We start from the raw sequence: 23,532 nt of genomic DNA on the forward strand, positions 1-23,532 counted from the left end.
GCGGGGCAACAACGCACCCCGTGGAACAGTTTATAGTCTTTAGAACCCAATATTCTTATACACGCTGTCCATCCATCAGCGTTGCAAAACGCGGATGCTCTCGTGACACGTTTTCAATGATGCGCCCATGTTGCATAACAAGCAGTCTGTCAGCGAGCATGGCCTCCCGCTTCACGTGTGTCACAATGATAAAACTACGTGCTGCCCCCATAGTCGCCAGACTTTGCAAGACATCCTGACTGGTTTGTTCATCCAGCCCTTCTGTCGGTTCGTCCAGCAACCAAACAGGTGTATCATGCAGGAAAAGCCGCGCTAAAGCCAGCCGTCTCTGCTGCCCACCTGAAAGCCCCGTTCCTCCCTCGCCTAAAGCCGAGGAAAGACCTTGCGGCAATTGTGCTAAAACCTCGCCCAAACCTGCATCTTGCAAGGCTTGAACCAAGGCTTCATCACTCGCCTGGCGATTTGCCAACAGCAAATTATCGCGCAAGCTATCTTGAAAAAGCTCTGTTTTTTGCGTCAGCAATGTTGAAGCACACGCCAACACCTGCCCGCTTTGTGCCTGTAATTCACCGGCAATCAATGCTAGCAGGCTGGATTTACCGGCACCACTGGCACCAATAACTGCGATTTTCTCGTGGTTAGCCAATGAGAAACTCACATCATGCAGCACATCAACGGCAGCGCCGTCATGACGCGCAGTCACATGCCTGAACTCCACTGCCAACCCATCCTGAGGGGGCTGCGGCTTATAAAAATCCGCTGTTTCCGTTTCAAGATTTGGGCCCACGCGTTGTGCTGCCAAAATCGTACGCGTCAGTTCCATTGCGCCGCGGCGCAATGCTGCAAATGGTTCAAAAGCTGAAAGTACCACCAACAGCACAAAGACCGCCAAAGGTGCACTGACATTGCCGTTTTGCGCAATCACTGAAACCGCAACCAAAGCCCCTGCCAGCAGGGCGGCAGACGCAATGCCAAATCCTGCTCCGGCCATCACATCAAGACGGTTGATCTTATCATCCGCTTTGGCCAGATGTTCATCGGCATATTGCACGGCATGGGTTTGCGCATCCATACGCCCCGCCATAATCAGCTCGACCTGCCCTGCCACCATATCAATGGTGCGTGCCCGCAAGGCTTCCGTGGCCTTGGCACGTTTGCGCATAGGTTTGCGTGCCTGCAAGGCAATAATTAGCGGCAAACCAAGCCCGATAACAGCTAACGCAATGCCAACCACCAATCCAAGCCAGAGATTAACCAGCCCGAGCGCCACCGCACACACAAGTGCTGTGGCGACTGCTGCACCGGCAGGCACCAGCACGCGCAGATAAAGTGAATCCAGCGCATCAATATCAGCTGTCAGCCGAAACAGGAGTTTGGCCGGACGACGCAGCAAATCATGTGCGGCCTGTGGTTTTGCCCATGAACGGAATAATTTTTCACGTAACGAGGCAAGCACGGCCAGCATGGCATCATGTGTTACCAACCGTTCCAGATAACGCGAACCGGTGCGCAAAATGGCCAGCAACCGAATACCGGCAGCAGGTGCAAACACATCGAACACAACGGCAGTGGCAACCGTTAAACCAGCAATTGCTGTGGCGGTAATAAACCAGCCCGACAGGCCGAGCAGCAAGATACCTGCCAGCACGGTCACGCCAGCTAAAACCATGCCCGCATAAAGCAGCCACTTCTTCTCACGGAAATAAAGCGCCAAAATCGGACGTAATGCGCGAAGGCCACTCATTCTGCTGCCCCCCTGACATCTGCATAATTTTGCCGCTCACTATCCAACCGGATGACGTAATCCATATGACGCGCCAATGTCTCGTCATGGGTTGCGACCAACATGGTTTTGCCCTTGGCCAAAGCAAGCAAACTTTTTGTAATCTGATCAGCCGTTTCGCGATCAAGATGAGCGGTCGGTTCATCTGCAAGAATGATCGTTGCATCCGGATCAACGGCTGCGCGCGCCAATGCCAAACGCACCGCTTCGCCACCAGACAAGCCGATACCACCCTCGCCAAGCATGTGATTATCCATCACATTGCTCACATCGCTCAGCGCCATCACTTGCAAAGCGGCATCCATATGGCTTTGATCGACATGCTCACGCTGCAAACTGATATTGGAGCGCACGGAACCGGCAAAAATATGCGGCTTTTGCCCGACCCACACCATTTTCCCGCGCAACTGGCCAGCATTTTCATCTGTTAAAACCTGCCCGCCGATTTCCACCGTGCCGGATTGCGGCTTGATCAAACCGGCAATCAGAGCAAGGATCGTCGATTTTCCCATGCCGCTTGGTGCAAGAATGGCCACTTTTTCGCCCTGCTGCACAGCCAAGTGAAAATCTTGCAAAACCTTACGTTCTGCCTGATAGCTATAATCAATAGCATTCAGCGTGATGGACTGGGACTGCGACTGCGGTTTAAACTGAAGATCAGCCTTCAGCCCTGCTCCGACAATCGGTGCCTGATGAATGTGTAAATTTTCCAAGGCATCAATCGCTGCCTCACCACTGGCACGGTCATGCCAGGCATTGGATAATTCACGTAACGGTTCGAAAAAAGCAGGTGCCAGCAACAGCACAAACAAAGCTTCACTTAAAACAAGCTTATCGCCCCATGCACCAAAATTGAGCGGCCCCAATAAATGGAAGCCTATATAAACCGCAACCATCGCCACGCCCAGCGCCGAAAAAAGCTCCAGCACGGCAGAAGATAAAAAAGCGATACGCAAAACCACCATGGTTTTTTTGCGCAAAGTTTCGGCATTTTCACGCAAACGCAGAGCCGTTTGATCCACAGCACCAAAACTGCGGATTGTTGCCAGACCGCGCAAACGATCAAGCAGAAAGCCGTTCATGCTGCCCATTTCCACCAGTTGTTCTTCACTGGCTTTTTGCGCACGCATGCCGATCAGCGCCATAAATAAAGGAATAAGCGGTGCTGCAATCAACAGGATCAGCGCCGATGTCCAAGAATACCATAAGACAAAAGCGAGAATGACAAATGGCACAGTCATCACTTTTTGCCGGATAGGCACAAAGCGCGAGAGATAAGGCACCATCATTTCCGCCTGCTCGGCCAAAATGCTTGCAGTTTCACCCGATGAAGGGCGGCTGATATCCAATGGTGAGCGGGAACTTAAAGCCTGAAGGGCTTTGGCGCGCATCTGCGTTAAAGCCTGACGCGCCGCACGATAGGCCATGCGGCCACCCGCAGCATCCAGCAGCGAACGTAATACACCAAGCAGTAAGATGCCCCCAGCCAACCCATAAATGCGGCTGTCAAATTGCGCATTAGCAATAAGGCCGACCGCATAGGCCAACATCGCAGCCTGCGGTATCCAGATCAAAGCGGCCAAAACCTGAAGCCAACCGCCTCGCTTCAATAAGGGCGGTTGCGCACGGCGCGGACGGCGTGCTTTACGCGTTTTTTTTGCCGCGTTTTGCGTCTCATCCGCTACAAGTTCAAGCTTGTTATCTGTGTCCTTACGGCTCACGCTGCTTTCCATCTTTCTTGAGCACGGAGCGACCACGACCAAGCGAAACAATCTTATCGGTTGTTTCCAGAAAACGGGTTACTTTTGCACCAAGAGCCAGCAGGGTCATCAAGCGTTCTGTTTCGAGCTTTTTGACATCGTCATACCAATTGGTCAGTTGCTCGATCAGGCCGTACATATCCTGCATACGGTTTTGCGCAAAACGGTCGTTTTCTTCGGTCGGCTGCTCCATCAAAATTTCACGCAACACACTCAGTGTCGGATCAATTTCACGTTTCTTACGCTCTTCGGCGAGGGTGCGTAAAATCTGCCAGACATCATCCGGCGTGGTGAAGAAATCTCTGCGGTCACCCGGGATGTGGCGCAGCAGCACCAAATTCCATCCCTGCAACTCACGAATTCCCATAGAAACATTGGAGCGCGAGACACCCAATGCCTCCACAATCTCGTCAGCACATAAGGGTTTGGCGGATACATATAATAATGCATAAATCTGCCCGACGGTGCGGTTGATACCCCACCGGCTACCCATCTCGCCAAAATGCAGCACGAAGGATTGTATAATAGGCGTTAATTCCAAAATATTTCTCCCGTAAATTCTGAATTTTCAGAAATTACTGAAATTCAGATAACGCAATCTGAACGGTTCAACAACCGTTACAGACAGCAACATTGAATATCCGGACAATCGGTCGCAGGCACAATCAGCCCCCCTCAGGCTCCTGTGCTGCCCCTTTCCCTCCGGTTATTCAGTTTTACTTCACTTATTCTTTGTCGGAAGGCTCAGGTAATTGCCGGCTATCGTCGGTTCGGTCACGATGAATGACCGCCCGCGATAATAATAACAATGTCACAGGTGTGGTAACAATTACAAACGCTGTTATCAAAATTTCATGAATTATCAGCCGGCTTTCCAAAATGGAAAAGAACAGTACAGAAGCAATTAAAATGCCCCCTGCTCCGCAAGTTGTGCCCAATGTGGGCGCATGAATACGCTCATAAAAACTTTTAAAGCGCACCATGCCGATGGTGCCAATCAGGGTCAGTGCGGAACCAAGCAACAAAAAGAGCGAAATGAGAATGGCTGCCCATAGCGGCAGATCGGCTGCATTTGTCATTCGATGACCTCGCCGCGCATTAAGAATTTTGCCATCGCCACAGTGGAAACAAATCCGAGCAGTGCAACGGTCAAAGCTGCCTCAAAATAGATATTGGTGCCGGTGCGGATACCAAATGTCAGCAACAACAGCATAGCGCACACATAAAGCGCATCCATGGCCAGCACGCGGTCCTGCGCTCTGGGGCCGGAAACCAAACGATAAAGAGCGCACATCATGGCGCATACAAGCATGAACTGAGAGGCCAACAATGACCAGAACAAGAGGACTGCACTCATGCAAAAATCTCCAGTAACAGTTCTTCATAACGCTGCTTGATGGAATCTCTCCATTCCTGCGCGTCTTTGAGATCCAGCACATGGATCAGTAATTCACCGCTTGCCGCATGGTAATCCACCCAAGCGGTGCCGGGCGTTGCTGTGATGATGCAAGCCAGAATAGCTAAGCCCATCCGGTCAGTTAATTGCAAGGGAATTGCCACGAAACCAGCCCGACGACCGCGATCATGACGCGACAGGATGATTTTCGTCACCGCAATATTGGACTGCAAAATATCCAGCGCAACGCGCCAGACCAACACCAAAATGAGACGATAAGAGCGGATTTTCGGCTTTTGCGGCACCAAGGCTGTCATTGCCTGACAGGCAATAAATGCAACGATAGAACCAAAAATCAGTGCACCTATGGTAAAATCATTCAGCAATAACCAAAAGAGCAAAAGTGCAGCAAATAAAACCGGATAGGGGAAAAGCCACCTCATTGTGCACTTCCCTCCTGTGTGGTGGACAAGAAAGGCTTATCCCCCTCTTTAATGACCCGCGGCGCCTGCAAAACGCTGTTAATATATTGCGACGGATCATGCAGGCCGGCAGCGGTTTTATTCATATAATTCATCGCAGGGCCTGCCCAAATGGTCAGTGACAGACAAATGAGCAGCAGTCCGGCAATCGGCACCACTTCAATGACCAGCACGCGCGGCACACGCCCTTCCATGGATGCCCAGAAGGTGCGGATACCGCTACGGGTCATGGCAATCAAAGCGGAAAGACCTGAAAGCACGATCAGTGTAATCAGCAACCAGCTATGCCAAGGCAAACCATCCGAAACAGCCGGATTGGACGTTGAAGGATTTAAAATCCCTGTCAGCAGCACAAATTTGGCAATAAAGCCCGAAAATGGTGGCAGACCGATCAGCAAAATAGCGATCACTGCAAAACAACCACCCAGAATGGCCAATGTGCCGGGTAAGACGATGCCGACCTCGTCTTCCTCTTCTTCTTCCTCTTCATCGCCATAGGCTTCAATAGTCACCGCCAACACGTTGGCCGCTGCATCCTGCCCGCGTTCGATCAGTTCGATCAGCAGGAAGAAAGCTGCAATGGTTAAAGTGGACGAAACCATATAGAAGAGCGCGCCACCGGTCATCGCGGCATTACCGCTACCGATTGCTGCCAGCAATGTGCCGGAGGAGACCAAGATGCTGTAGCCAGCCAAACGCCCCAAAGCCTGCGATGCCACAACACCGATAAGCCCGAAAGCAATGGTCAGCATGCCGCCATAATAAATACCATCATCACCAAAACCAGACGACATGCCTGCACTGACACCAAAGAACAATGGTGACAGACGCAACAGCACATAAATGCCGACTTTACTCAAAATGGCAAAGATCGCGCCGACCGGTGCAGCAGCAGCCGTGTAGGTTGCAGGCAACCAAAAATTAAGCGGCCACATACCGGCTTTAATCAGGAAAGCAATGCCGAGCACGGCACCACCTGCCTCCAAAAGCATCCGGTCTTCTGCCGGAACATCCGGAATAAGCACTGCCAGATCAGCCATATTAAGCGATCCGGTGACGCTATAAATCAGACTGACACCAATAAGAAACAAGGAAGAGGCAACCAGATTAACCGCAATATAATGCAAGCCAGCTTTAACGCGCATCACACCGGAGCCGTGCAGCACCAAGCCATAAGATGCAGCCAGCATCACTTCAAAGAACACAAAGAGATTAAAGAGGTCGCCTGTTAAAAACGCCCCATTAATGCCCATCAGCAAAAGCTGGAACAAAGTGTGGAAATGCGGGCCTGCTTTGTGCCAACGCGCCACCGCATAAATAAGAGCTGCAAGCCCGAGCACGGAACCAAGCAACATCATCAGCGCTGCGAGCTGATCAAGCACCAGCACAATACCAAACGGTGCTGCCCAGTTACCCAGCAGATAAACCTCTGCGGCAGGGGCAAGCTTTTCAGCCTTGAGCAGCAGGCAAAGCGCCAGCGCCAGCAATGCCACGGTTGCAACCAGATTAATGCCGGATTTAAGCTTGCGGCGACGTTCATCAAACATCAGCAACAAGGCTGCTGTCGTTAATGGCAGCAAAATTGGCAGAATGATCAGGTGATGGCTCCAATCCATCATCAATTCTCCCGCCCATCGACATGGTCAGTGCCGGTCAGGCCGCGTGAGGCCAGAAGCACAACCAGAAATAAAGCCGTCATCGCAAAACCGATAACAATAGCGGTCAGCACAAGCGCCTGTGGCACCGGATCAGCGTAAAGACCTGATACAACATTATGACCGTCTTCCAGCACTGGTGCTGCGTTGGTGCGCAGCCGTCCCATGCTGAAGATAAACAGATTAACCGCATAAGAAATCAGCGACAGTCCGATGATGACCTGAAATGTACGCGGACGTAAAATCAGCCAGATGCCGGAAGCTGTCAAAATGCCAATGGCTAATGAGAGTACAATCTCCATCAGTTTGCCTCCTTAGCCGCAGGGTTTGCACCCGTATTTTTTTCCACACGATGGCGGCGGATTGATTGGTGCGCCAATGCAATCAGCACCAGCACCGTTGCCCCGACAACCAGCGTAAACACGCCAAGGTCAAAGCCGAGCGCACTGGCAAGCGGCATTTTGCCGATATAAGGCAAATCCACATATTGGAAATAAGAGGTGAGGAACGGATAACCGAACACCCATGCCCCTGCCCCTGTGGCAACGGCTGTCAGCAAACCAAGGCCGATCCATTTAAGCGGCAAGATGCGCAAATGGTCTTCCACCCAGCGCGTACCTGCTGCCAGATATTGCAGAATAAAGGCAATCGCCAATGCAATACCGGCTGCAAAACCACCGCCTGGCGCATCATGTCCGCGCATGAACAAATGCACTGCAAAGACAATAATAACCGGAAACAGCCACTGCATAATAACCGAGGGAACCGCCAGATAATCATGCAATGTATCGCCGCTATTGCGATCCGGTGATGCCTCGTCATAGGCATCCTGAATTTTCTGCTGTGGCGTGGAACCTGCACTGTCGGCTGCAGGACGGAAACGACGCAGCAGCGCAAAAACAGCAAGACCGACAATGCCCAGCACGGCAATTTCACCCAGCGTATCAAAGCCGCGGAAATCCACCAGAATGACGTTAACGACGTTTTTGCCGCCGCCGCCCGTATAGGCATTTTCAAGGAAGTAATCGCCAATGCCTCTTTGTGCCGGACGTGTCATCACCGCATAAGCGATAATGGTCATGCCGACACCGCCGATGGCGGCAATAATCACGTCACGGTAACGGCGCATACGCGCGCCAAACGGCACCGGAAACGGATCAGGATCTTCAAAGCGTTTTGGCAGCCAGCGTAAGCCCAACAGAATTAGCACAGTGGTGACAATTTCCACAACCAGCTGCGTGACCGCCAGATCAGGTGCCGAGAACCAGACAAAGGTGACACAAGTGACAAGCCCTGCCCCGCCCAGCAAAATAAGTGCCGCCAAACGATGGAACTTCGCCAGATAAGCCGAACCAATGGCACAGATGCCGCCGATAACCCACAATAATGCAAAGATCAGATCAACCGGCTGCGAGCCCATCTGCCCTGCGCCAATGCCGGCCTGATAAATCGGCCATGCAGCTGCCAGCATGGCAACCAGCACCACAATGCGCAATTGTGTTTGCAAATGACGTGAAATGAAACGGCTTTCAACGCTACGCGCCCATTTCCATGAAACAGTGACCAGCACCCGCTCAAAAATACGCTGCGCCTTTAAATTACGCAGCAATGGCGGGCCGCCCTCACTGGTTTCAAAGTAGTTTTTCAACAGCGCATAAAGCACGAAACCACCGATCATCGCCACAAAGCTCATCATCAGCGGCACATTGAAACCGTGCCAGACAGACAGGCTATAGCTCGGCGTTGCATCACCCAAAACCGACATTACGGCTGAATGTAAGAAAGGCCCAATGGAAAGGCTTGGAATAATACCGATCAGCAAGCAGAGCACCACCAGAAACTCAATCGGAAAGCGCATCCAATGCGGCGGCTCATGCGGCTCGTGCGGCAGATCATGCGGCGGAGGCCCGAAGAAAACCGAATGGATAAAGCGCACCGAATAGGCCACAGTGAAAACACCGGCAATGGTTGCCAGATATGGCGTTGCACGGTCAAACCATGAATCCATATGGGTTTCGACCGCTTCAGCAAAGAACATTTCTTTGGAGATAAAGCCGTTGAGCAATGGCACACCTGCCATCGCGGCACTCGCCACCATCGCAAGCGTCGCCGTATAAGGCATCGCCCTAAACAAGCCGCTCAGCTTGCGCATATCGCGTGTGCCGGTTTCATGATCGATAATACCAGCCGCCATGAAAAGCGAAGCCTTGAAAATCGCATGATTGACCATGTGGAAAATCGCCGCCACCGCAGCCAAAGGACTACCAAGGCTCAAAAGCGCTGTAATAAGCCCAAGATTGCTGATGGTCGAATAAGCCAGCAGGCCTTTGAGATCTTGCTGGAACATTGCAAAGAAACTGCCGACCACCAAAGTGGTCATACCGGCAAGGCCGACAATCCAAAACCATTCTTCCGTGCCAGCCAGCACCGGCCAGAAACGCGCCAGCAAGAACACACCTGCCTTCACCATCGTGGCGGAGTGCAGATAAGCAGAAACCGGCGTTGGCGCGGCCATCGCATTCGGCAGCCAGAAATGGAACGGGAACTGCGCACTTTTGGTGAAAGCGCCAAGCAGGATCAGCACAAGAGCCGGAACATAAAGCGGATGCGTGCGCACCACATTACCAGCCGCCAACACGATATCCATATCGTAACTGCCAGCCATATGGCCAAGCAGTAAAACACCTACAAGCAGCGCAAACCCGCCAATACCGGTCACCGTCAAAGCCATACGCGCACCATCACGGGCGCTGACATTATGGTACCAATAACCGATTAGCAGGAATGAGAAAATACTGGTCAGTTCCCAAAACACCGCCAGCAAAATGATGTTGCCGGATAATACCACACCCAGCATCGCGCCCATAAAGGCCAAGAAGAACGAGAAAAAGCGCGGAACCGGGTCTTCCTGCGCCATGTAATAGCGCGCATAGACCACAACCAGAAAACCGATACCGGTGATGAGAACCGCAAACAGCCAGGCAAAGCCATCCATGCGCAAAGAAAGGTTCAAGCCGTAATCCGGCAACCATTCAATGCTGGCACGTAAAACTTGTCCATTAAAAACAAAAGGATAAAGGCCGAGCGTCAGCAGAAATGCAGAAAGCGCAACGCCACCCGTAATCCATGTTGCCGAAGTGCGATCAACGAAACGGAAAAGTCCAATGATTAAACTACCGGTAAATGGAAGCAGGACAAGCAGGAATAACAGGCTGCCGTCCATCATCATGCGCTCTACGCCTCCATATTTTCCGATCAGTTTACGCGTTAGGCAAAATCGGGGAATCAAAAAAACCGGTTGCGTATATTATGAAGTGCGGAAGTGCTTTATGGCAAGCGCTTTCAATAGTTTAACGAAAATTCTTTATACGAAATGCATATCCGGCGCGCAATATTGCGCTGATTTTTTCAAATTTAGTATGCAGGGCAATTGCCTGATCCAAAAAATTCAGCCACGCTTGGCAGCAATTGTTATAATAACATCAAAGCACTGCGCTTAATCCCAGCTTGATCGAGGAATTATCATGGGTCCTGTCATTGATCAAATCGCCACCTCGCAGACCTTGCCACAAAAAACCGACGTGGCCATTATCGGCGGCGGCATTATCGGGGTTAGCACGGCACTTTTTCTGGCAGAGCGCGGGATTCACGTAACACTTTTCGAAAAAGGCATGCTCGCAGGTGAGCAATCAAGCCGCAACTGGGGTTGGTGCAGACAAAACGGGCGCGACAGCCGCGAACTCCCGCTCATTCGCGAGAGCATGAAAATCTGGAACGGTCTGAATGCGAAAACCGGCCGTGAAACCGGTTTTCGCACCTCCGGAATTGTTTACACAACGCAAAGCCAAGCGCAGATTGAAACCTATGAGAAATGGGTCAAAATTGCCAGTGAACATGGATTGGATTCCAAAATCCTGTCCGCCAGCGAAGCGATGGATGCAGCTCCCGGCCTGACACAAAAACTAGTCGGCGGTCTGCAAACTTTGGGCGATGGCCGCGCCGAGCCGCAAAAGGCCGTACCTGCTATGGCAGCAAAAGCCATGGAAGACGGTGCATATATTTTGGAAAACTGTGCCGTCAGAGGCATTGAAACCACCAATGGCAAGGTCAGCGCCGTGGTGACAGAGCGTGGGCAAGTCGCCTGTCAGGCGGTTGTTATTGCTGGTGGCGTCTGGTCACGTTTGATTTGCAAAGGCTTAGGCCTGCGTTTGCCGCAGCTTAAATTGCGCGGCTCCGTTTTTCGTACCCAACCGCTTGATGCAGGCATTGATCATGCCATTTATTACAATGATTTCGGCATTCGTAAACGGTTGGATGGCGGCTATACAGTCGCCTCGGAAGGTGGCGGTGTTGCCGATATTATTCCGGACAGTTTTGCGTTTTTCCGTGAATATCTGCCTTCGCTGATGATGGAATGGCGCACGCTGCATCTGCGCTTTGGTGAGCGCTTTTTTGAAGAACTTATCCACTGGCGTAACAAACCGCTCGATCAGGTGTCGGTTTTTGAAAAAATCCGCACCATTGATCCGAGCCCGCACCACAGCGCCAATATGCAGGCGCTTGAAAAAGTCAAACAAGCCTTTCCACAATTGAAAGACGCACGCATTGAGCAGGAATGGGCAGGGCTGATTGATACCATGCCGGATGTTATTCCGGTGATCTCAGATGCAGCCAATGTGGAAGGTGTGACGATTGCCACCGGTTTTTCCGGTCATGGTTTCGGCATCGGGCCGGGAGCAGGGCATTTGATTGCTGATATGGTGATGGGCGCAACACCGATTGTTGATCCGACACCTTTCCGTTTTTCCAGATTTATTGACGGCAGCAAGCTGACTATTGAAAAATGGGGCTAAATATCTGCCAGCGCTGAATGACTGCATACATAGTTTTAAAGCCCCGTATGAAGCTTTCATACGGGGCTTTTTATGTGTCTCAATCAGCAGCACTCTGCTCAATAAAAAATACGCAAAAAATAACACCCGTCGCAGGGGAGGACTGCAACGGGTGTCTGATAGAAAGACCGGCTAATTGGGAGGAGGGAGACCGGTCTTAAACCACAGAAGACTTTAAGGGGAGGAGGAGGGGTCTTCTGTGATATTAATTTGAGCTGGTTTCGTATATTCTGCCGTATTGCTTAACTATACTACTTCACTGCCCGAATTCTTAGTCCACATGAACAGAACAACATGAAGATACTAATGACCTTCAGCAGTAATTCTGTTGTTAGCGGGTTGCAGCCTTGCGTGCTACATAAGGAATGTCTGAAGGCAGGATGCCGAGATCATTCAATTCGCGGGATGAAAGGCGGCTCAGTTCGTTTACAGTGTTACGGTAACGGCGCCAGTTGTTGTATGAGCGGATAAGGTTCATTTCTTTTCACCTAAGTAATAAGTTGTTGTTCTCTCTTGCCCCCTACATATAGGGGAAAGCGCACGATATGTGCAGACACAAATTTGCATAGCTACCCTGCGCTAAAGAACATCAAAAGCACCGCAAAGGCGTAGTTCTGCCTTCATAAGTTCACAATCATGTGTAGAATGAATCGAATGTTCGCGAGAGATTTCCAAAGATTAACGAAGCCTTAATCCAGAAAATCGCTTAAAAGTAATAAAATTGATTTATACTTCAGTTACGCGCAACAAAATCACCTAAAAATCGATTTTTATTTAAAAAATGAACCGCATCCGTTTTTGATGGATTCGCAACGCTTCTATGCGTTGTTTTTCGTTAAGCTATGCGTCGCGTCACAATTCGCTCTAAATATAAAAGCGATGCATTTTAACATGCATCGCTTTTATCATTTTTAAGGCTTCTCAGGCTTGCAAAGCATAAAATAATGTCTTGCAAGCGTGAAAATTAATCAAAAGCCGGTTAACCGACCCTCATTTAACCAAGAGGGCGATCATCCGATCGCCATCAGGCTCGCATTTCCGCCTGCCGCAGTGGTGTTGATGGATGTGGATACTTCTTCCATCAGCCAGTTGAGGCAATAGCTGTCTGCATTCGCGCTCAGGTCTTCACTGCTTGCAGCTTGCGTCAGCACCAGCGGGCCGGAAAGGGCCGCAATAGCCTGATTGGCAGCTCTGACCTCACTCGCATCCCCTTCCACCAGCGCACCCGCATAGGGACCGCTTTGTTTCCAGTCAGAGACAAAGCGAATGCGCGCATGCAATGAGGCAGGCAGATCTTTTAAAGTGCCGCGCAATGGTGAAGCACCATCAAGCACCGCATCATTGCCTGTTGCAAGCACAGCCGTCAACTGACGATAAAGACCCGTTTCCGTCTGCGGCAGCAATAAAATAGTACCGCGCGGATGCAGAGCATAAATATTGCGTTCGCCTACAGGGCCTGGCAATTCAATGCTTAAACCCAATGCGGCAGCACCTGCCGTTTCACGAGCAGCAGCCGCAAGGCTGTTCATACCCTTCGAGCCAAGCCAACGCGCAAACTCGGTTGCACCTGCATCCCGATGCACCGAAGCATATTGCGGCGGCACCGGCGCCTTTTGCAGCAAGCGGCCAAGATAAAGCGGCCCGCCTGCCTTTGGCCCCGTGCCGGACAATCCACGGCCGCCAAAAGGCTGCACGCCTACAACCGCACCAATCACATTGCGATTGATATAGATATTGCCAACCCGAATACGCTCGGCCACATGCGCAATGGTTTCATCCAAGCGCGTATGCAAACCAAATGTCAGGCCATAGCCGGTGGCATTAATATCATCGATCAACCGATCCAGATCATCGCGCTTATAACGAATAACATGCAGCACTGGCCCGAAGACCTCACGCTTCAATTCGCTTAAACTACGCAGTTCAATAATAGTTGGGGCAACAAAAGTGCCTTTTGCCGTTTCTTCCGGCAGCGGCAATTGTTCCACAGCACGGCCTTGATCACGCATGGCTTCAATATGTGCGTTGATGATTGCCTTGGCTTCATCGCTGATAACCGGCCCGATATCGGTTGACAGACGATCTGTGCGCCCGATCTGTAATTCCTGCAAAGCACCTTTCAGCATATTGAGGATGCGATCTGCCACATCTTCCTGCAAGCAAAGAACACGCAAAGCCGAGCAACGCTGACCGGCACTGTCAAAAGCCGAGGCAATCACATCGGCCACCACCTGTTCAGCCAGCGCAGAAGAATCTACGATCATGGCGTTCTGGCCGCCGGTTTCAGCAATCAGCGGAATAGGCTGGCCGTTTGGCAACAAACGCTTGGCCAGTTGTGCCTGAATAAGACGGGCAACTTCCGTGGAACCGGTGAACATCACGCCGGAGACATCATCAGCACCAACAAGGCTTGCACCAATGCGGCCATCACCCGGCACAAAGTGCAGAACATCCGCAGGGACACCAGCTTCATGCAGCAACCGGATAGCTTCTGCTGCAATCAAAGGGGTTTCTTCAGCAGGTTTTGCTAAGACGGCATTGCCTGCAACAAGGGCTGCAACAACCTGTCCGGTGAAAATTGCCAATGGGAAGTTCCACGGGCTGATGCAAACAACGGCGCCCAGAGATTGATGCGCGGCACCAATGGTGCGGCGTGCCTGATCGGCATAGTAACGCAAGAAATCAATCGCCTCGCGCACTTCAGCAATCGCATTTGGCAAAGACTTGCCCGCTTCCCGCACGATAAGGCCGAGAAGCACAGGCATTTCTTCCTGCATTTTATCGGCGGCACGATCCAGACAGGCCGCGCGTTCAGCTGCCGGTTTTGCAGCCCAGTCTTTCACCGACTTAGCCGCCAATTGCACAGCCTTGGCTGCGTCTTCTTCACTAACTTCAAAAACAGTGCCGATTTTATCGCTGTGATCACCCGGATTAAGCACATCACGCGGTGTTCCTTGCACAGGCAATGAACCAAGTAATGGTTTAGCCTGCCAATCCTGAGCGGCCGATTTCAACAAATCTGCATGAAGCGCCACAAGCGTGTTCTCGTTAGAAAGATCAAGACCGGCAGAGTTTTTACGAGCGCCCAGAATATCTTTCGGCAGTGAAATCTGATCGTGCAGGGCACCGATTTCACGCATCGAACGCACAATAGCTGCCGGATCTTCAGTCAGTTCATCAATCGACACAGCTTTATCGGCAATGCGGTTGACGAAAGAAGAGTTGGCACCATTTTCCAGCAAACGACGCACCAGATAAGCAAGCAAGGTTTCATGCGTACCGACAGGCGCATAAATACGGGCAGGGCGGTTTAGTTTTGATGCGCCCACCACTTCATCATAAAGCGGCTCACCCATGCCATGCAGGCATTGGAATTCATAATCACCGATTTTAAAATCCTGACCGGCTAGATGATAAATCGTCGCCAGGGTCTGCGCATTATGGGTGGCAAATTGCGGGAAAATCACATCGCGTGCATTGAGCAGTTTTTGCGCACAGGCAATATAAGAGACGTCGGTGTGGATTTTACGGGTATAAACCGGAAAATCTTCCAGACCATCCACCTGCGCACGTTTGATCTCGGCATCCCAATAAGCACCCTTAACCAGACGCACCATAATGCGGTGATCGGAGCGGCGCGCCAGATCAATGATGAAATCCAGCACATAAGGGCAGCGCTTGCCATAAGCCTGCACAACAAAGCCGATACCTTCCCAGCCCTTCAGCTCTTCATCAAGGCAAAGGCTTTCGAGCAGATCGAGCGAGATTTCCAGACGGTCTGCTTCTTCGGCATCAATGTTGAGGCCGATATTGTAGGATTTCGCAATTGCGGCCAGAGCTTTCACTTTCGGCAGCAATTCGCCCATCACGCGTGTTGTTTGCGCGCGGGAATAGCGCGGATGCAAGGCAGACAGCTTGATGGAAATGCCAGGGCCTGCATAAATACCACGTCCGGCAGAGGCTTTACCGATCGCATGAATGGCATTTTCATAGTCTTTATAATAGCGCTCGGCATCTTGTGCGGTGGTCGCAGCCTCGCCCAGCATATCATAAGAATAGCCAAAGCCTTTTTGCTCCAGCACACGGGCGCGTTTTACCGCTTCATCAATAGTTTCACCGGTGACGAATTGTTCGCCCATCATCCGCATTGCCATATCAACGCCGCGGCGCACAACAGGCTCGCCGCAACGCGCAATCACGCGGGTAAGTGCGGCCGACAAACCGCGATCATTGACCGTGCCGGTCAGTTTACCGGTAACCACCAGTCCCCATGTGGCCGCATTGACGAATAAAGAGCGACCGCCACCAATGTGGGATTTCCAGTCACCGGTCGCGATCTTGTCACGAATAAGCGCATCACGTGTTGCAGTGTCGGGAATACGCAGCAATGCTTCCGCCAGACACATCAGCGCGACACCTTCCTGACTGGAAAGCGAATATTCATGCACCAGACCTTCAACGCCGGTGCCTTTATGTTTGGCGCGCAACGCGGTGATAAGCTGTGTGGCGGTTGCGCGGATGGCTTTACGCTCAGCTTCCGGCAAAGTTGCCTTTTCAAGCAAATGGCTGACACATCCAGCTTCGGGGCGGCGCGTCGCATCAGTAATGGCCTGGCGCAGCGGCGATTGTGTTTTCAGAGCCGGATCAAAGCGAGAGAAAATATCATTAGACATAAGAGAAGAACCCTTGAGACTGGTAAGATATCAGACGCTGTCCGTTTTCAAAACGTGAACCCGCTTGTCTGTTGGTTGCAGAATATCATTCCCGTAAGTTCCTTTCTCACCTATTATTTGCTATATTGAGGCAAAATGAACTTATTATAACGCGGAATTCCATCCATAATGACTGAAAAACATTCAAATACAGGCAATCTGGATTTGTTCGATATGCGGATTTTGGAAATTTTAAGCCAAGACGGCCGCATCGCCATGACAGAACTGGCTAAACAAGTCGGGCTTTCCAAAACACCATGCCAGACAAGGCTGAAAAGATTGGTTGAGGAAGGTTATATTCAAGGCTTCCGCGCTGCGATTGATCCGGAAAAGCTCGGCCTTGACCATATTGCTTTTACAACCGTGAAATTGTCGGATACCCGCGAAAAAGCCTTGCAGGAGTTTAACGTAGCTGTGCGCAAAATCCGCGAAGTGGAAGAATGCCACATGATCGCCAGCTCGTTTGATTATCTGTTGAAAATCAGAACACCGGATATCCGCCGTTACCGGCTGGTGCTAGGCGAGAAAATCTCCAGCCTGCCCAATGTCGCCAGTACATCCACTTTTGTCGTGATGGAATCGGTCAAGGATAATCGTCCGGTCAGGGTCTATCCGGACAGCCTGTAATAGCCGGTTAAAATCCGGCTATATATAATGTATAGAGCAGGGATGAAATCAGGCGTCCTCGCCAAATTTATTGGCAATCAGCGCACTCAAAGCTTCCAGCACTTGTTGTGCCTCTTCACCGCAAGCGCTGACCTGAATGCTGCACCCAGGTGAGGCGGCGAGCATCATCAAACCCATGATCGATGTTCCGCCCACTGACATACCATCTTTTTCAACGCGCACATGGGCATTGAAACTATCCACAGTCTGGACAAACTTGGCCGAAGCGCGCGCATGAAGCCCGCGCATATTAATAATCTCAAGAGAGCGTGTCAGAGCTTCATCAGGATTATAGTCACCAGTTACCGGCACGCTCACATGCATAAAGTTATTTTCCTGTCAGAACCTGACTGGCCACATTGATATATTTGCGTCCGGCATCCTGTGCCTCGCTCAATGCCAGTTTCATATCACCCGAAACACGCATGCTGCTCAGCTTGATCAGCATCGGTAAATTCACACCGGCAATCACTTCCACTTTGCCTGCTTCCATCACGGAAATAGCCAGATTGGAAGGGGTGCCGCCAAACATGTCGGTCAGAATAATAACGCCCTGACCAGTATCAGCGTGCGCTACAGCATCAACAATGTCCTTGCGGCGCTGTTCCATATCATCATCAGGGCCGATGCAAACAGTTTCAAAATTATCCTGCTGGCCGACAACATGCACAACCGCATGCAAAAACTCTTCGGCCAATCTGCCGTGCGTAACAAGCACGAGTCCGATCATTGTTTAACTGCTCCCGTTCTGGCCTGCCATTTACTGCCTGAACAGTAAAATTACCCGCTAATAAGGCTTTAGCAATCCTGATACATCATCATTTAGCAAATAGGACACATATCTTGGCAGGGCAATTATTGATATCAAGTGAAAATTATTCGCAAAAAGCCAATAAAAACAAAATGCCGCAGTCTTAAGCTTGAAAAGCATTGGTAAAAATTACGGAAATTACGAACTATCTAATTAAACTGTTGTTTTTAAATAGATTTATAAAGTTTGCATTTACAGTCAATATTTAATGCATCACGCATATATAATATAGGCTTATACACCATATATTCAAGCGAGGCCTTTCACGGCCACGGCTCATAAAACAAAGTCGCTTCAACAGCGCGGGCAATTGTCAGCGAATCAGCACCCGCACTCAAAGCGCGCAAGTGCAAACAAGGGATATCCACCCCTTCAAAATGCCACTGATGACCTTCAGGAAAACGTTCGCCCAGCTCTGCTGAAACCAGTTTAACGACAAGTGCCAATTGGGTATCAGTTTTAAAGGGACGTTTGAACAGGCCCGCCCCGCGGATCTCAATGCCACCGGCCAGTTGCTCCGGCACGCTGGCGATGATTGCCTCGCCTTCGCGTCTGATCAATGTGCGATCATCCGCCACCAGCACCGCTTCTTCGCCTCGCGCAATGGCGCGTTCAATCAGCGTCAGCACCAGCTCGGTTTTACCCATTCCCGATGCGCCCAAGAACATGACACCGCGGCCATTCACTTCAACTGTTGAGGCGTGGATACCACTTTTTTCCATCAGCTTGCCAAAGGTAAATCAACGATAAAACGGGCACCGATAATTTCCGGCTCGGCCTGTACTTTCGCCTTGGCAGCTTTACCGGTTTTTTTCGGCTCTTTCTCATTGCTGTAAATATTTTCAGCAATCAGCGTACCGCCATGCGCTTCGATGATCTGACGGCTGATCGAAAGCCCTAAGCCGGAATTTTGGCCAAAAGCCTCATTAGACGGGCGATCTGTATAGAAACGCTCGAAAATGCGCTCAATATTTTCAATCGGAATGCCGGGACCATTATCCTCAACGATAATTTGCAAACGCTGAGCACGGCTTGTCAGATGCACGGTGATCTTGCCTGTATCTTCCGGCACAAAAGAACGTGCATTTTCAATCAGATTTGACACAACCTGTCCAAGACGCAGATCATGGCCGGCAACGGTGAAACCTTTTTTACCAGCTGGTTTCTTACCAATATGAAATTCGATTTCCGTACCGATTTTATTACGGCGCACGCCTTGCGCAGCCTGCACAATATTTTCCAGCAGAACTTTTACATCCACCAGATCACTATGTTCGCGTGCCAGCTCCGCATCAAGACGCGACGCATCGGAGATATCGGTAATCAGACGGTCAAGACGGCGTACATCATGTTCAATCACATCCAGCAGGCGCTTGCGGGATTCATCTGTTTTGGCAAGCGGTAATGTTTCCACAGCACTGCGCAAAGAGGTCAGCGGGTTTTTCAACTCATGACTGACATCAGCCGCAAAACTTTCAATCGCTTCAATACGCGTATAAAGCGCATCCATCATATCGCGGATGGATGTGGATAGATGGCCGATCTCATCCTGACGTTCAGAGTAATCGGGAATTTCCACACGGGTTTTAACGCCATGACGCACACGATCCGCGGCCGCCGCCAATTTGCGCAACGGATTGGCAATCGCATGCGCCAGAAACAGCGACAGAATAACCATCACCGCAGAAACCACACCGAAAACGCGGAAAATTGCGTTTCGCTCGCCCTGCACAATCTTGTCGATATCCCCACCTTCTGTGGATAACAACAAAACGCCAAGCACAGCACGGAAACGCTGGACAGGAATTGCCACCGAAACAACCAGCTCGCCTTTTTCATTCCGGCGTTGTGCAGATTGCGGCACGCCATCAAGGGCTGCTTTAATTTCCGGATAAACAGAACCATTACCGCCCGGCTGTTCGTGATCAAGCGGCAGACCGCCACCATAGAACAAACGCCAGATCCAGCCGCGTGCACGCTCTGTCCATGTCTTTTCTTCTTCATCCAGCGGCGGCAGGTCATAACGGAAAACCTGTCCGCGGAAATAAAGATGGCGTGAATCAAGCAACAGATTGGAGCCGCGATCATAGATACGGGCGCGGGTATTGACCGGTGAGATCAGACGGCGCAGCAAAGGAGCCACACGTTCCGGATTAATCGGAAATTCCCAGTTCTCAATAGAATCGGAAGCCGGATTGGTGCTTTGCCCCGCTTGCAATTCCAACAGTACTTCAGGATCAATCATAATGGAATTGGTTTCCACCGTAGCGGAAGCAGCAATCGCACCGGCGATAATCTCACCTTGCGTTTTTAAGCTTTCCACCTTGGCATCCACCAGCCCGTCCCGAAACTGGTTCATATAAAGAATGCCGGAAACCAGCACAGCCAAAGCTGCCAGATTGAGAAACAGGATACGGCGTGTCAGGCTGGAAAAGAGATAATTGCCGAGCAGCTTACGAACAGGCGCAACCAAGCGGCGCAGAAAAAGCGAGCGTTGGCGGCGTGCCATACGCTCTCTGCGCGTGCCTGATTTATTGTCCGCCCCATTATGCGCTTCTGGCGCCTGCACGACCATGACCTGCTTTATTGCCTTTCGGATTTTAAACGCACAAATGAAAATTCATTTATGATTTAAGCCTCACTAAAGCGATAGCCAACCCCATAAAGCGTTTCAATCATCTCGAAACTATCATCAACCTGCTTAAATTTCTTACGCAGACGCTTGATATGGCTGTCGATGGTGCGATCATCCACATAGACCTGCTCGTCATAAGCGGCATCCATCAGCGCATCACGGCTTTTGACCACACCGGGACGCTGCGCCAAAGAATGCAGGATAAGGAATTCAGTCACGGTTAAAATAACCGGCTCGCCCTTCCATGTGCAGGTATGGCGTTCCTGATCCATCACCAACTGGCCGCGCTCAAGCGAGCGGGCTTGCTGGCCGCTTGGCTTGGCGGAACCATCCCGCGCTGCAACACGGCGAAGAACCGCTTTAACACGCTCGACCAGCAAACGCTGTGAAAACGGCTTGGTGATAAAATCATCCGCGCCCATTTTAAGGCCGAACAATTCGTCAATCTCATCATCTTTGGAGGTGAGGAAGATCACTGGCAGGTCAGACTTCTGACGCAAACGGCGCAGCAATTCCATCCCGTCCATACGCGGCATTTTAATATCGAAGATAGCAAGGTTTGGCGGACGCGCCGTCAATCCATCAAGTGCCGAGGCACCATCCGTATAAGTCTCAACACGATAGCCCTCTGACTCCAAAGCAATTGAAACGGAGGTCAGAATATTACGATCATCATCGACCAGAGCAATCGTCTGTGTTGCGGATACTTCCTTCATACGGTCGCCTTTCCTTGATTTAAGCAAATCAGTAGATATCAAAATTACTATAGTTCTTTGCGCTTGTGCAGTACAAATTAGGTACAAAATGTGGCAAAGACCTTTTCTGCCTTTAAATAAGTCTTCCACAGCCAAAAACAATCTCTGGTTGTGAATTATTATCAAAAACAACCCTGACAGTTCGTTCTAACCGATTTAAAAATTTTTAAATTTTTTTAAATCGATTAAACATTTGAATTATTTTATTTAAAATGTTTTGGACTCGCCATCGTGCTGGTGGCAACAAATGAAACACCGGCAGTGTTCAATTTTTCTTTTACAACAGATCGCGGAGATAACATGAGCGAGATCGGCATCCACAATACCGCCGCTTCCATTGCCACTTCAGGACTGAAGGAGCTCTCTGCAGTCTATTATAACTTTGGACCAGCGAAGCTTTATGAAGAATCAATCCGTCGTGGTGAAGCAGAACTGACAGCGCAGGGCGCAATCGTTGCCCGCACCGGTCAGCACACCGGCCGTTCACCTAAGGATAAATTTGTTGTCCGTGATGCCAATACCGAAGATCAGGTATGGTGGGACAACAACAAGCCAATGACACCTGAAGCATTTGAGCTGCTTTATGCCGATTTCATCGAGCATGCCAAAGGCAAAGAACTGTTTGTGCAGGATCTGATCGGCGGCGCAGACAAAGACAATTCCATCAATGCACGCGTGATTACAGAATTTGCATGGCATTCCCTGTTCATCCGCAATCTGCTGATCCGTCCTGAGGCAAGTGATCTCGCTTCTTACGTTCCGCAGATGACCATTATTGATCTGCCATCCTTCAAGGCTGACCCTGCGCGCTACGGCTGCCGCACAGAAACCGTGATTGCTGTTGATCTGACCCGCAAAATCGTTCTCATCGGCGGCACATCCTATGCCGGTGAAATGAAGAAGTCTGTTTTCACCGCTCTCAACTATCTATTGCCTGCCAAGGGCGTTATGCCAATGCATTGCTCGGCCAATGAAGGCAAAGACGGTGACACAGCTATTTTCTTTGGTCTTTCCGGCACGGGTAAAACCACTTTGTCGGCTGATCCAAGCCGCACATTGATTGGTGATGATGAGCACGGCTGGGGCAAAGACGGCATCTTCAACTTTGAAGGCGGCTGCTATGCAAAAACCATCCGTTTGTCGGCAGAAGCAGAACCAGAAATCTACGCAACCACACAGCGTTTCGGCACAGTGCTTGAAAATGTCGTGCTGGATGACAACCGTCAGCCTGATTTCGATGATGGTTCGCTCACCGAAAACACCCGTTGCGCTTATCCGCTGAACTTCATTCCAAATGCAAGCAAGACAGGTAAGGGCGGTCAGCCTAAGAACATCATCATGCTCACCGCTGATGCTTTCGGCGTTATGCCTCCGATTGCCAAGCTGACACCGGCACAGGCCATGTATCACTTCTTGTCCGGCTACACCGCTAAAGTTGCTGGTACCGAAAAAGGTGTAACCGAGCCTGAAGCAACGTTCTCCACCTGCTTTGGTGCGCCTTTCATGCCGCGCCATCCGTCAGAATACGGCAATCTGCTGCGTGCATTGATTGCTGAACATGATGTGGATTGCTGGCTGGTTAACACTGGCTGGACAGGCGGCGCTTACGGCACCGGCAACCGTATGCCGATTAAAGCCACACGCGCTTTGCTCAGCTCTGCACTTGACGGTTCGCTAAACTCGGTCGAATTCCGCACCGACGAAAACTTCGGCTTCCAGGTTCCTGTTTCTGTACCGGGTGTGGATAGTGCAATTCTCAACCCACGTTCAACATGGGCAGATAAAGCAGCCTATGACAAACAGGCAGCCAAGCTTGTTGATATGTTCATCAAGGCTTTTGAAAAGTTTGAAGCCCATGTGGACAGTGATGTGCGCTCCGCTGCACCTGCCACCCAGATGGCCGCAGAATAAGCGCTTTCAAAATCTTAATTTAAAAACCCGGCTTGCAAAAGCCGGGTTTTTTCATGGTGTTTTCCGTGTAATGT

19 protein-coding genes are annotated in these 23,532 nt (G+C 50.7%); 3 read left to right on the forward strand and 16 right to left on the reverse strand.

Annotated elements, in window-relative coordinates; translation table 11 throughout:
* Positions 1-55 precede the first annotated feature (55 nt).
* The 9 genes from cydC to ABDZ76_RS05385 all read right to left on the reverse strand — a co-directional run bounded on the left by cydC (position 56) and on the right by ABDZ76_RS05385 (position 10,305).
* Positions 56-1,744 carry a thiol reductant ABC exporter subunit CydC gene (cydC, locus tag ABDZ76_RS05345; RefSeq protein WP_343802314.1) on the reverse strand — a complete coding sequence of 563 codons (1,689 nt, stop codon included), beginning with the start codon at positions 1,742-1,744 and terminating at the stop codon, positions 56-58.
* A complete protein-coding gene (gene cydD, locus ABDZ76_RS05350; RefSeq protein WP_374844591.1) occupies positions 1,741-3,516 on the reverse strand; it encodes a thiol reductant ABC exporter subunit CydD in 1,776 nt (591 codons plus the stop codon). The genes cydC and cydD overlap by 4 nt, the downstream gene beginning before the upstream one ends.
* Complete coding sequence (locus ABDZ76_RS05355) at positions 3,494-4,084, reverse strand: GbsR/MarR family transcriptional regulator (RefSeq protein ID WP_343802317.1); 591 nt, start codon at positions 4,082-4,084, stop codon at positions 3,494-3,496. Before ABDZ76_RS05355 ends, cydD begins: the two co-directional genes overlap by 23 nt.
* A 184-nt stretch (positions 4,085-4,268) precedes the next feature.
* Complete coding sequence (gene mnhG, locus ABDZ76_RS05360) at positions 4,269-4,622, reverse strand: monovalent cation/H(+) antiporter subunit G (protein ID WP_343802320.1); 354 nt, start codon at positions 4,620-4,622, stop codon at positions 4,269-4,271.
* A complete protein-coding gene (locus ABDZ76_RS05365; RefSeq protein WP_343802323.1) occupies positions 4,619-4,900 on the reverse strand; it encodes a K+/H+ antiporter subunit F in 282 nt (93 codons plus the stop codon). Before ABDZ76_RS05365 ends, mnhG begins: the two co-directional genes overlap by 4 nt.
* A complete protein-coding gene (locus ABDZ76_RS05370; RefSeq protein WP_343802326.1) occupies positions 4,897-5,382 on the reverse strand; it encodes a Na+/H+ antiporter subunit E in 486 nt (161 codons plus the stop codon). Before ABDZ76_RS05370 ends, ABDZ76_RS05365 begins: the two co-directional genes overlap by 4 nt.
* Positions 5,379-7,037, reverse strand: coding sequence for a monovalent cation/H+ antiporter subunit D (locus ABDZ76_RS05375; RefSeq protein WP_343803131.1), 1,659 nt, complete (start codon positions 7,035-7,037; stop codon positions 5,379-5,381). Before ABDZ76_RS05375 ends, ABDZ76_RS05370 begins: the two co-directional genes overlap by 4 nt.
* A gap of 2 nt (positions 7,038-7,039) precedes the next feature.
* A complete protein-coding gene (locus ABDZ76_RS05380; RefSeq protein ID WP_184221469.1) occupies positions 7,040-7,378 on the reverse strand; it encodes a Na+/H+ antiporter subunit C in 339 nt (112 codons plus the stop codon).
* Entirely contained in the window at positions 7,378-10,305 is a 2,928-nt protein-coding gene (locus ABDZ76_RS05385) for a monovalent cation/H+ antiporter subunit A (protein ID WP_343802333.1), read from the reverse strand. Before ABDZ76_RS05385 ends, ABDZ76_RS05380 begins: the two co-directional genes overlap by 1 nt.
* Before the next feature lie 295 nt (positions 10,306-10,600).
* On the opposite strand from ABDZ76_RS05385, the gene ABDZ76_RS05390 reads away from it, so the two are divergent.
* Positions 10,601-11,929: an NAD(P)/FAD-dependent oxidoreductase gene (locus tag ABDZ76_RS05390; protein WP_343802336.1), complete on the forward strand. Its 1,329-nt coding sequence runs from the start codon at positions 10,601-10,603 to the stop codon at positions 11,927-11,929.
* A gap of 370 nt (positions 11,930-12,299) precedes the next feature.
* Here ABDZ76_RS05390 and ABDZ76_RS05395 read toward each other — a convergent pair whose 3' ends face one another.
* Both ABDZ76_RS05395 and putA read right to left on the reverse strand, forming a co-directional pair.
* Positions 12,300-12,446, reverse strand: a complete 147-nt coding sequence (locus ABDZ76_RS05395) for a DUF1127 domain-containing protein (protein ID WP_184221475.1) — start codon at positions 12,444-12,446, stop codon at positions 12,300-12,302.
* A gap of 532 nt (positions 12,447-12,978) precedes the next feature.
* Positions 12,979-16,641, reverse strand: coding sequence for a trifunctional transcriptional regulator/proline dehydrogenase/L-glutamate gamma-semialdehyde dehydrogenase (gene putA / locus ABDZ76_RS05400; protein ID WP_343802341.1), 3,663 nt, complete (start codon positions 16,639-16,641; stop codon positions 12,979-12,981).
* A 168-nt stretch (positions 16,642-16,809) separates the two neighbouring features.
* Here putA and ABDZ76_RS05405 point away from each other — a divergent pair, with 168 nt between their 5' ends.
* Positions 16,810-17,307: an Lrp/AsnC family transcriptional regulator gene (locus ABDZ76_RS05405; protein ID WP_343802344.1), complete on the forward strand. Its 498-nt coding sequence runs from the start codon at positions 16,810-16,812 to the stop codon at positions 17,305-17,307.
* 48 nt (positions 17,308-17,355) lie between these two features.
* Here ABDZ76_RS05405 and ABDZ76_RS05410 read toward each other — a convergent pair whose 3' ends face one another.
* The 5 genes from ABDZ76_RS05410 to ABDZ76_RS05430 form a co-directional block, all read right to left on the reverse strand.
* Positions 17,356-17,670, reverse strand: coding sequence for an HPr family phosphocarrier protein (locus ABDZ76_RS05410; RefSeq protein ID WP_343802347.1), 315 nt, complete (start codon positions 17,668-17,670; stop codon positions 17,356-17,358).
* Between the two features lie 4 nt (positions 17,671-17,674).
* Entirely contained in the window at positions 17,675-18,076 is a 402-nt protein-coding gene (locus tag ABDZ76_RS05415; protein ID WP_343802350.1) for a PTS sugar transporter subunit IIA, read from the reverse strand.
* 344 nt (positions 18,077-18,420) lie between these two features.
* Entirely contained in the window at positions 18,421-18,879 is a 459-nt protein-coding gene (locus tag ABDZ76_RS05420) for an HPr kinase/phosphorylase (protein ID WP_343802353.1), read from the reverse strand.
* Positions 18,879-20,732, reverse strand: coding sequence for a stimulus-sensing domain-containing protein (locus tag ABDZ76_RS05425; RefSeq protein WP_374844592.1), 1,854 nt, complete (start codon positions 20,730-20,732; stop codon positions 18,879-18,881). The genes ABDZ76_RS05420 and ABDZ76_RS05425 overlap by 1 nt, the downstream gene beginning before the upstream one ends.
* Before the next feature lie 56 nt (positions 20,733-20,788).
* A complete protein-coding gene (locus ABDZ76_RS05430; protein WP_343802356.1) occupies positions 20,789-21,508 on the reverse strand; it encodes a response regulator transcription factor in 720 nt (239 codons plus the stop codon).
* 339 nt (positions 21,509-21,847) lie between these two features.
* Between ABDZ76_RS05430 and ABDZ76_RS05435 the strand changes: the two genes are divergently transcribed.
* A complete protein-coding gene (locus ABDZ76_RS05435; RefSeq protein WP_343802359.1) occupies positions 21,848-23,458 on the forward strand; it encodes a phosphoenolpyruvate carboxykinase in 1,611 nt (536 codons plus the stop codon).
* The last annotated feature ends 74 nt before the right edge of the window (positions 23,459-23,532 follow it).

The sequence above is a fragment of the Paenochrobactrum glaciei genome (assembly GCF_039522165.1).
Taxonomy (GTDB): Bacteria; Pseudomonadota; Alphaproteobacteria; order Rhizobiales; family Rhizobiaceae; genus Paenochrobactrum; species Paenochrobactrum glaciei.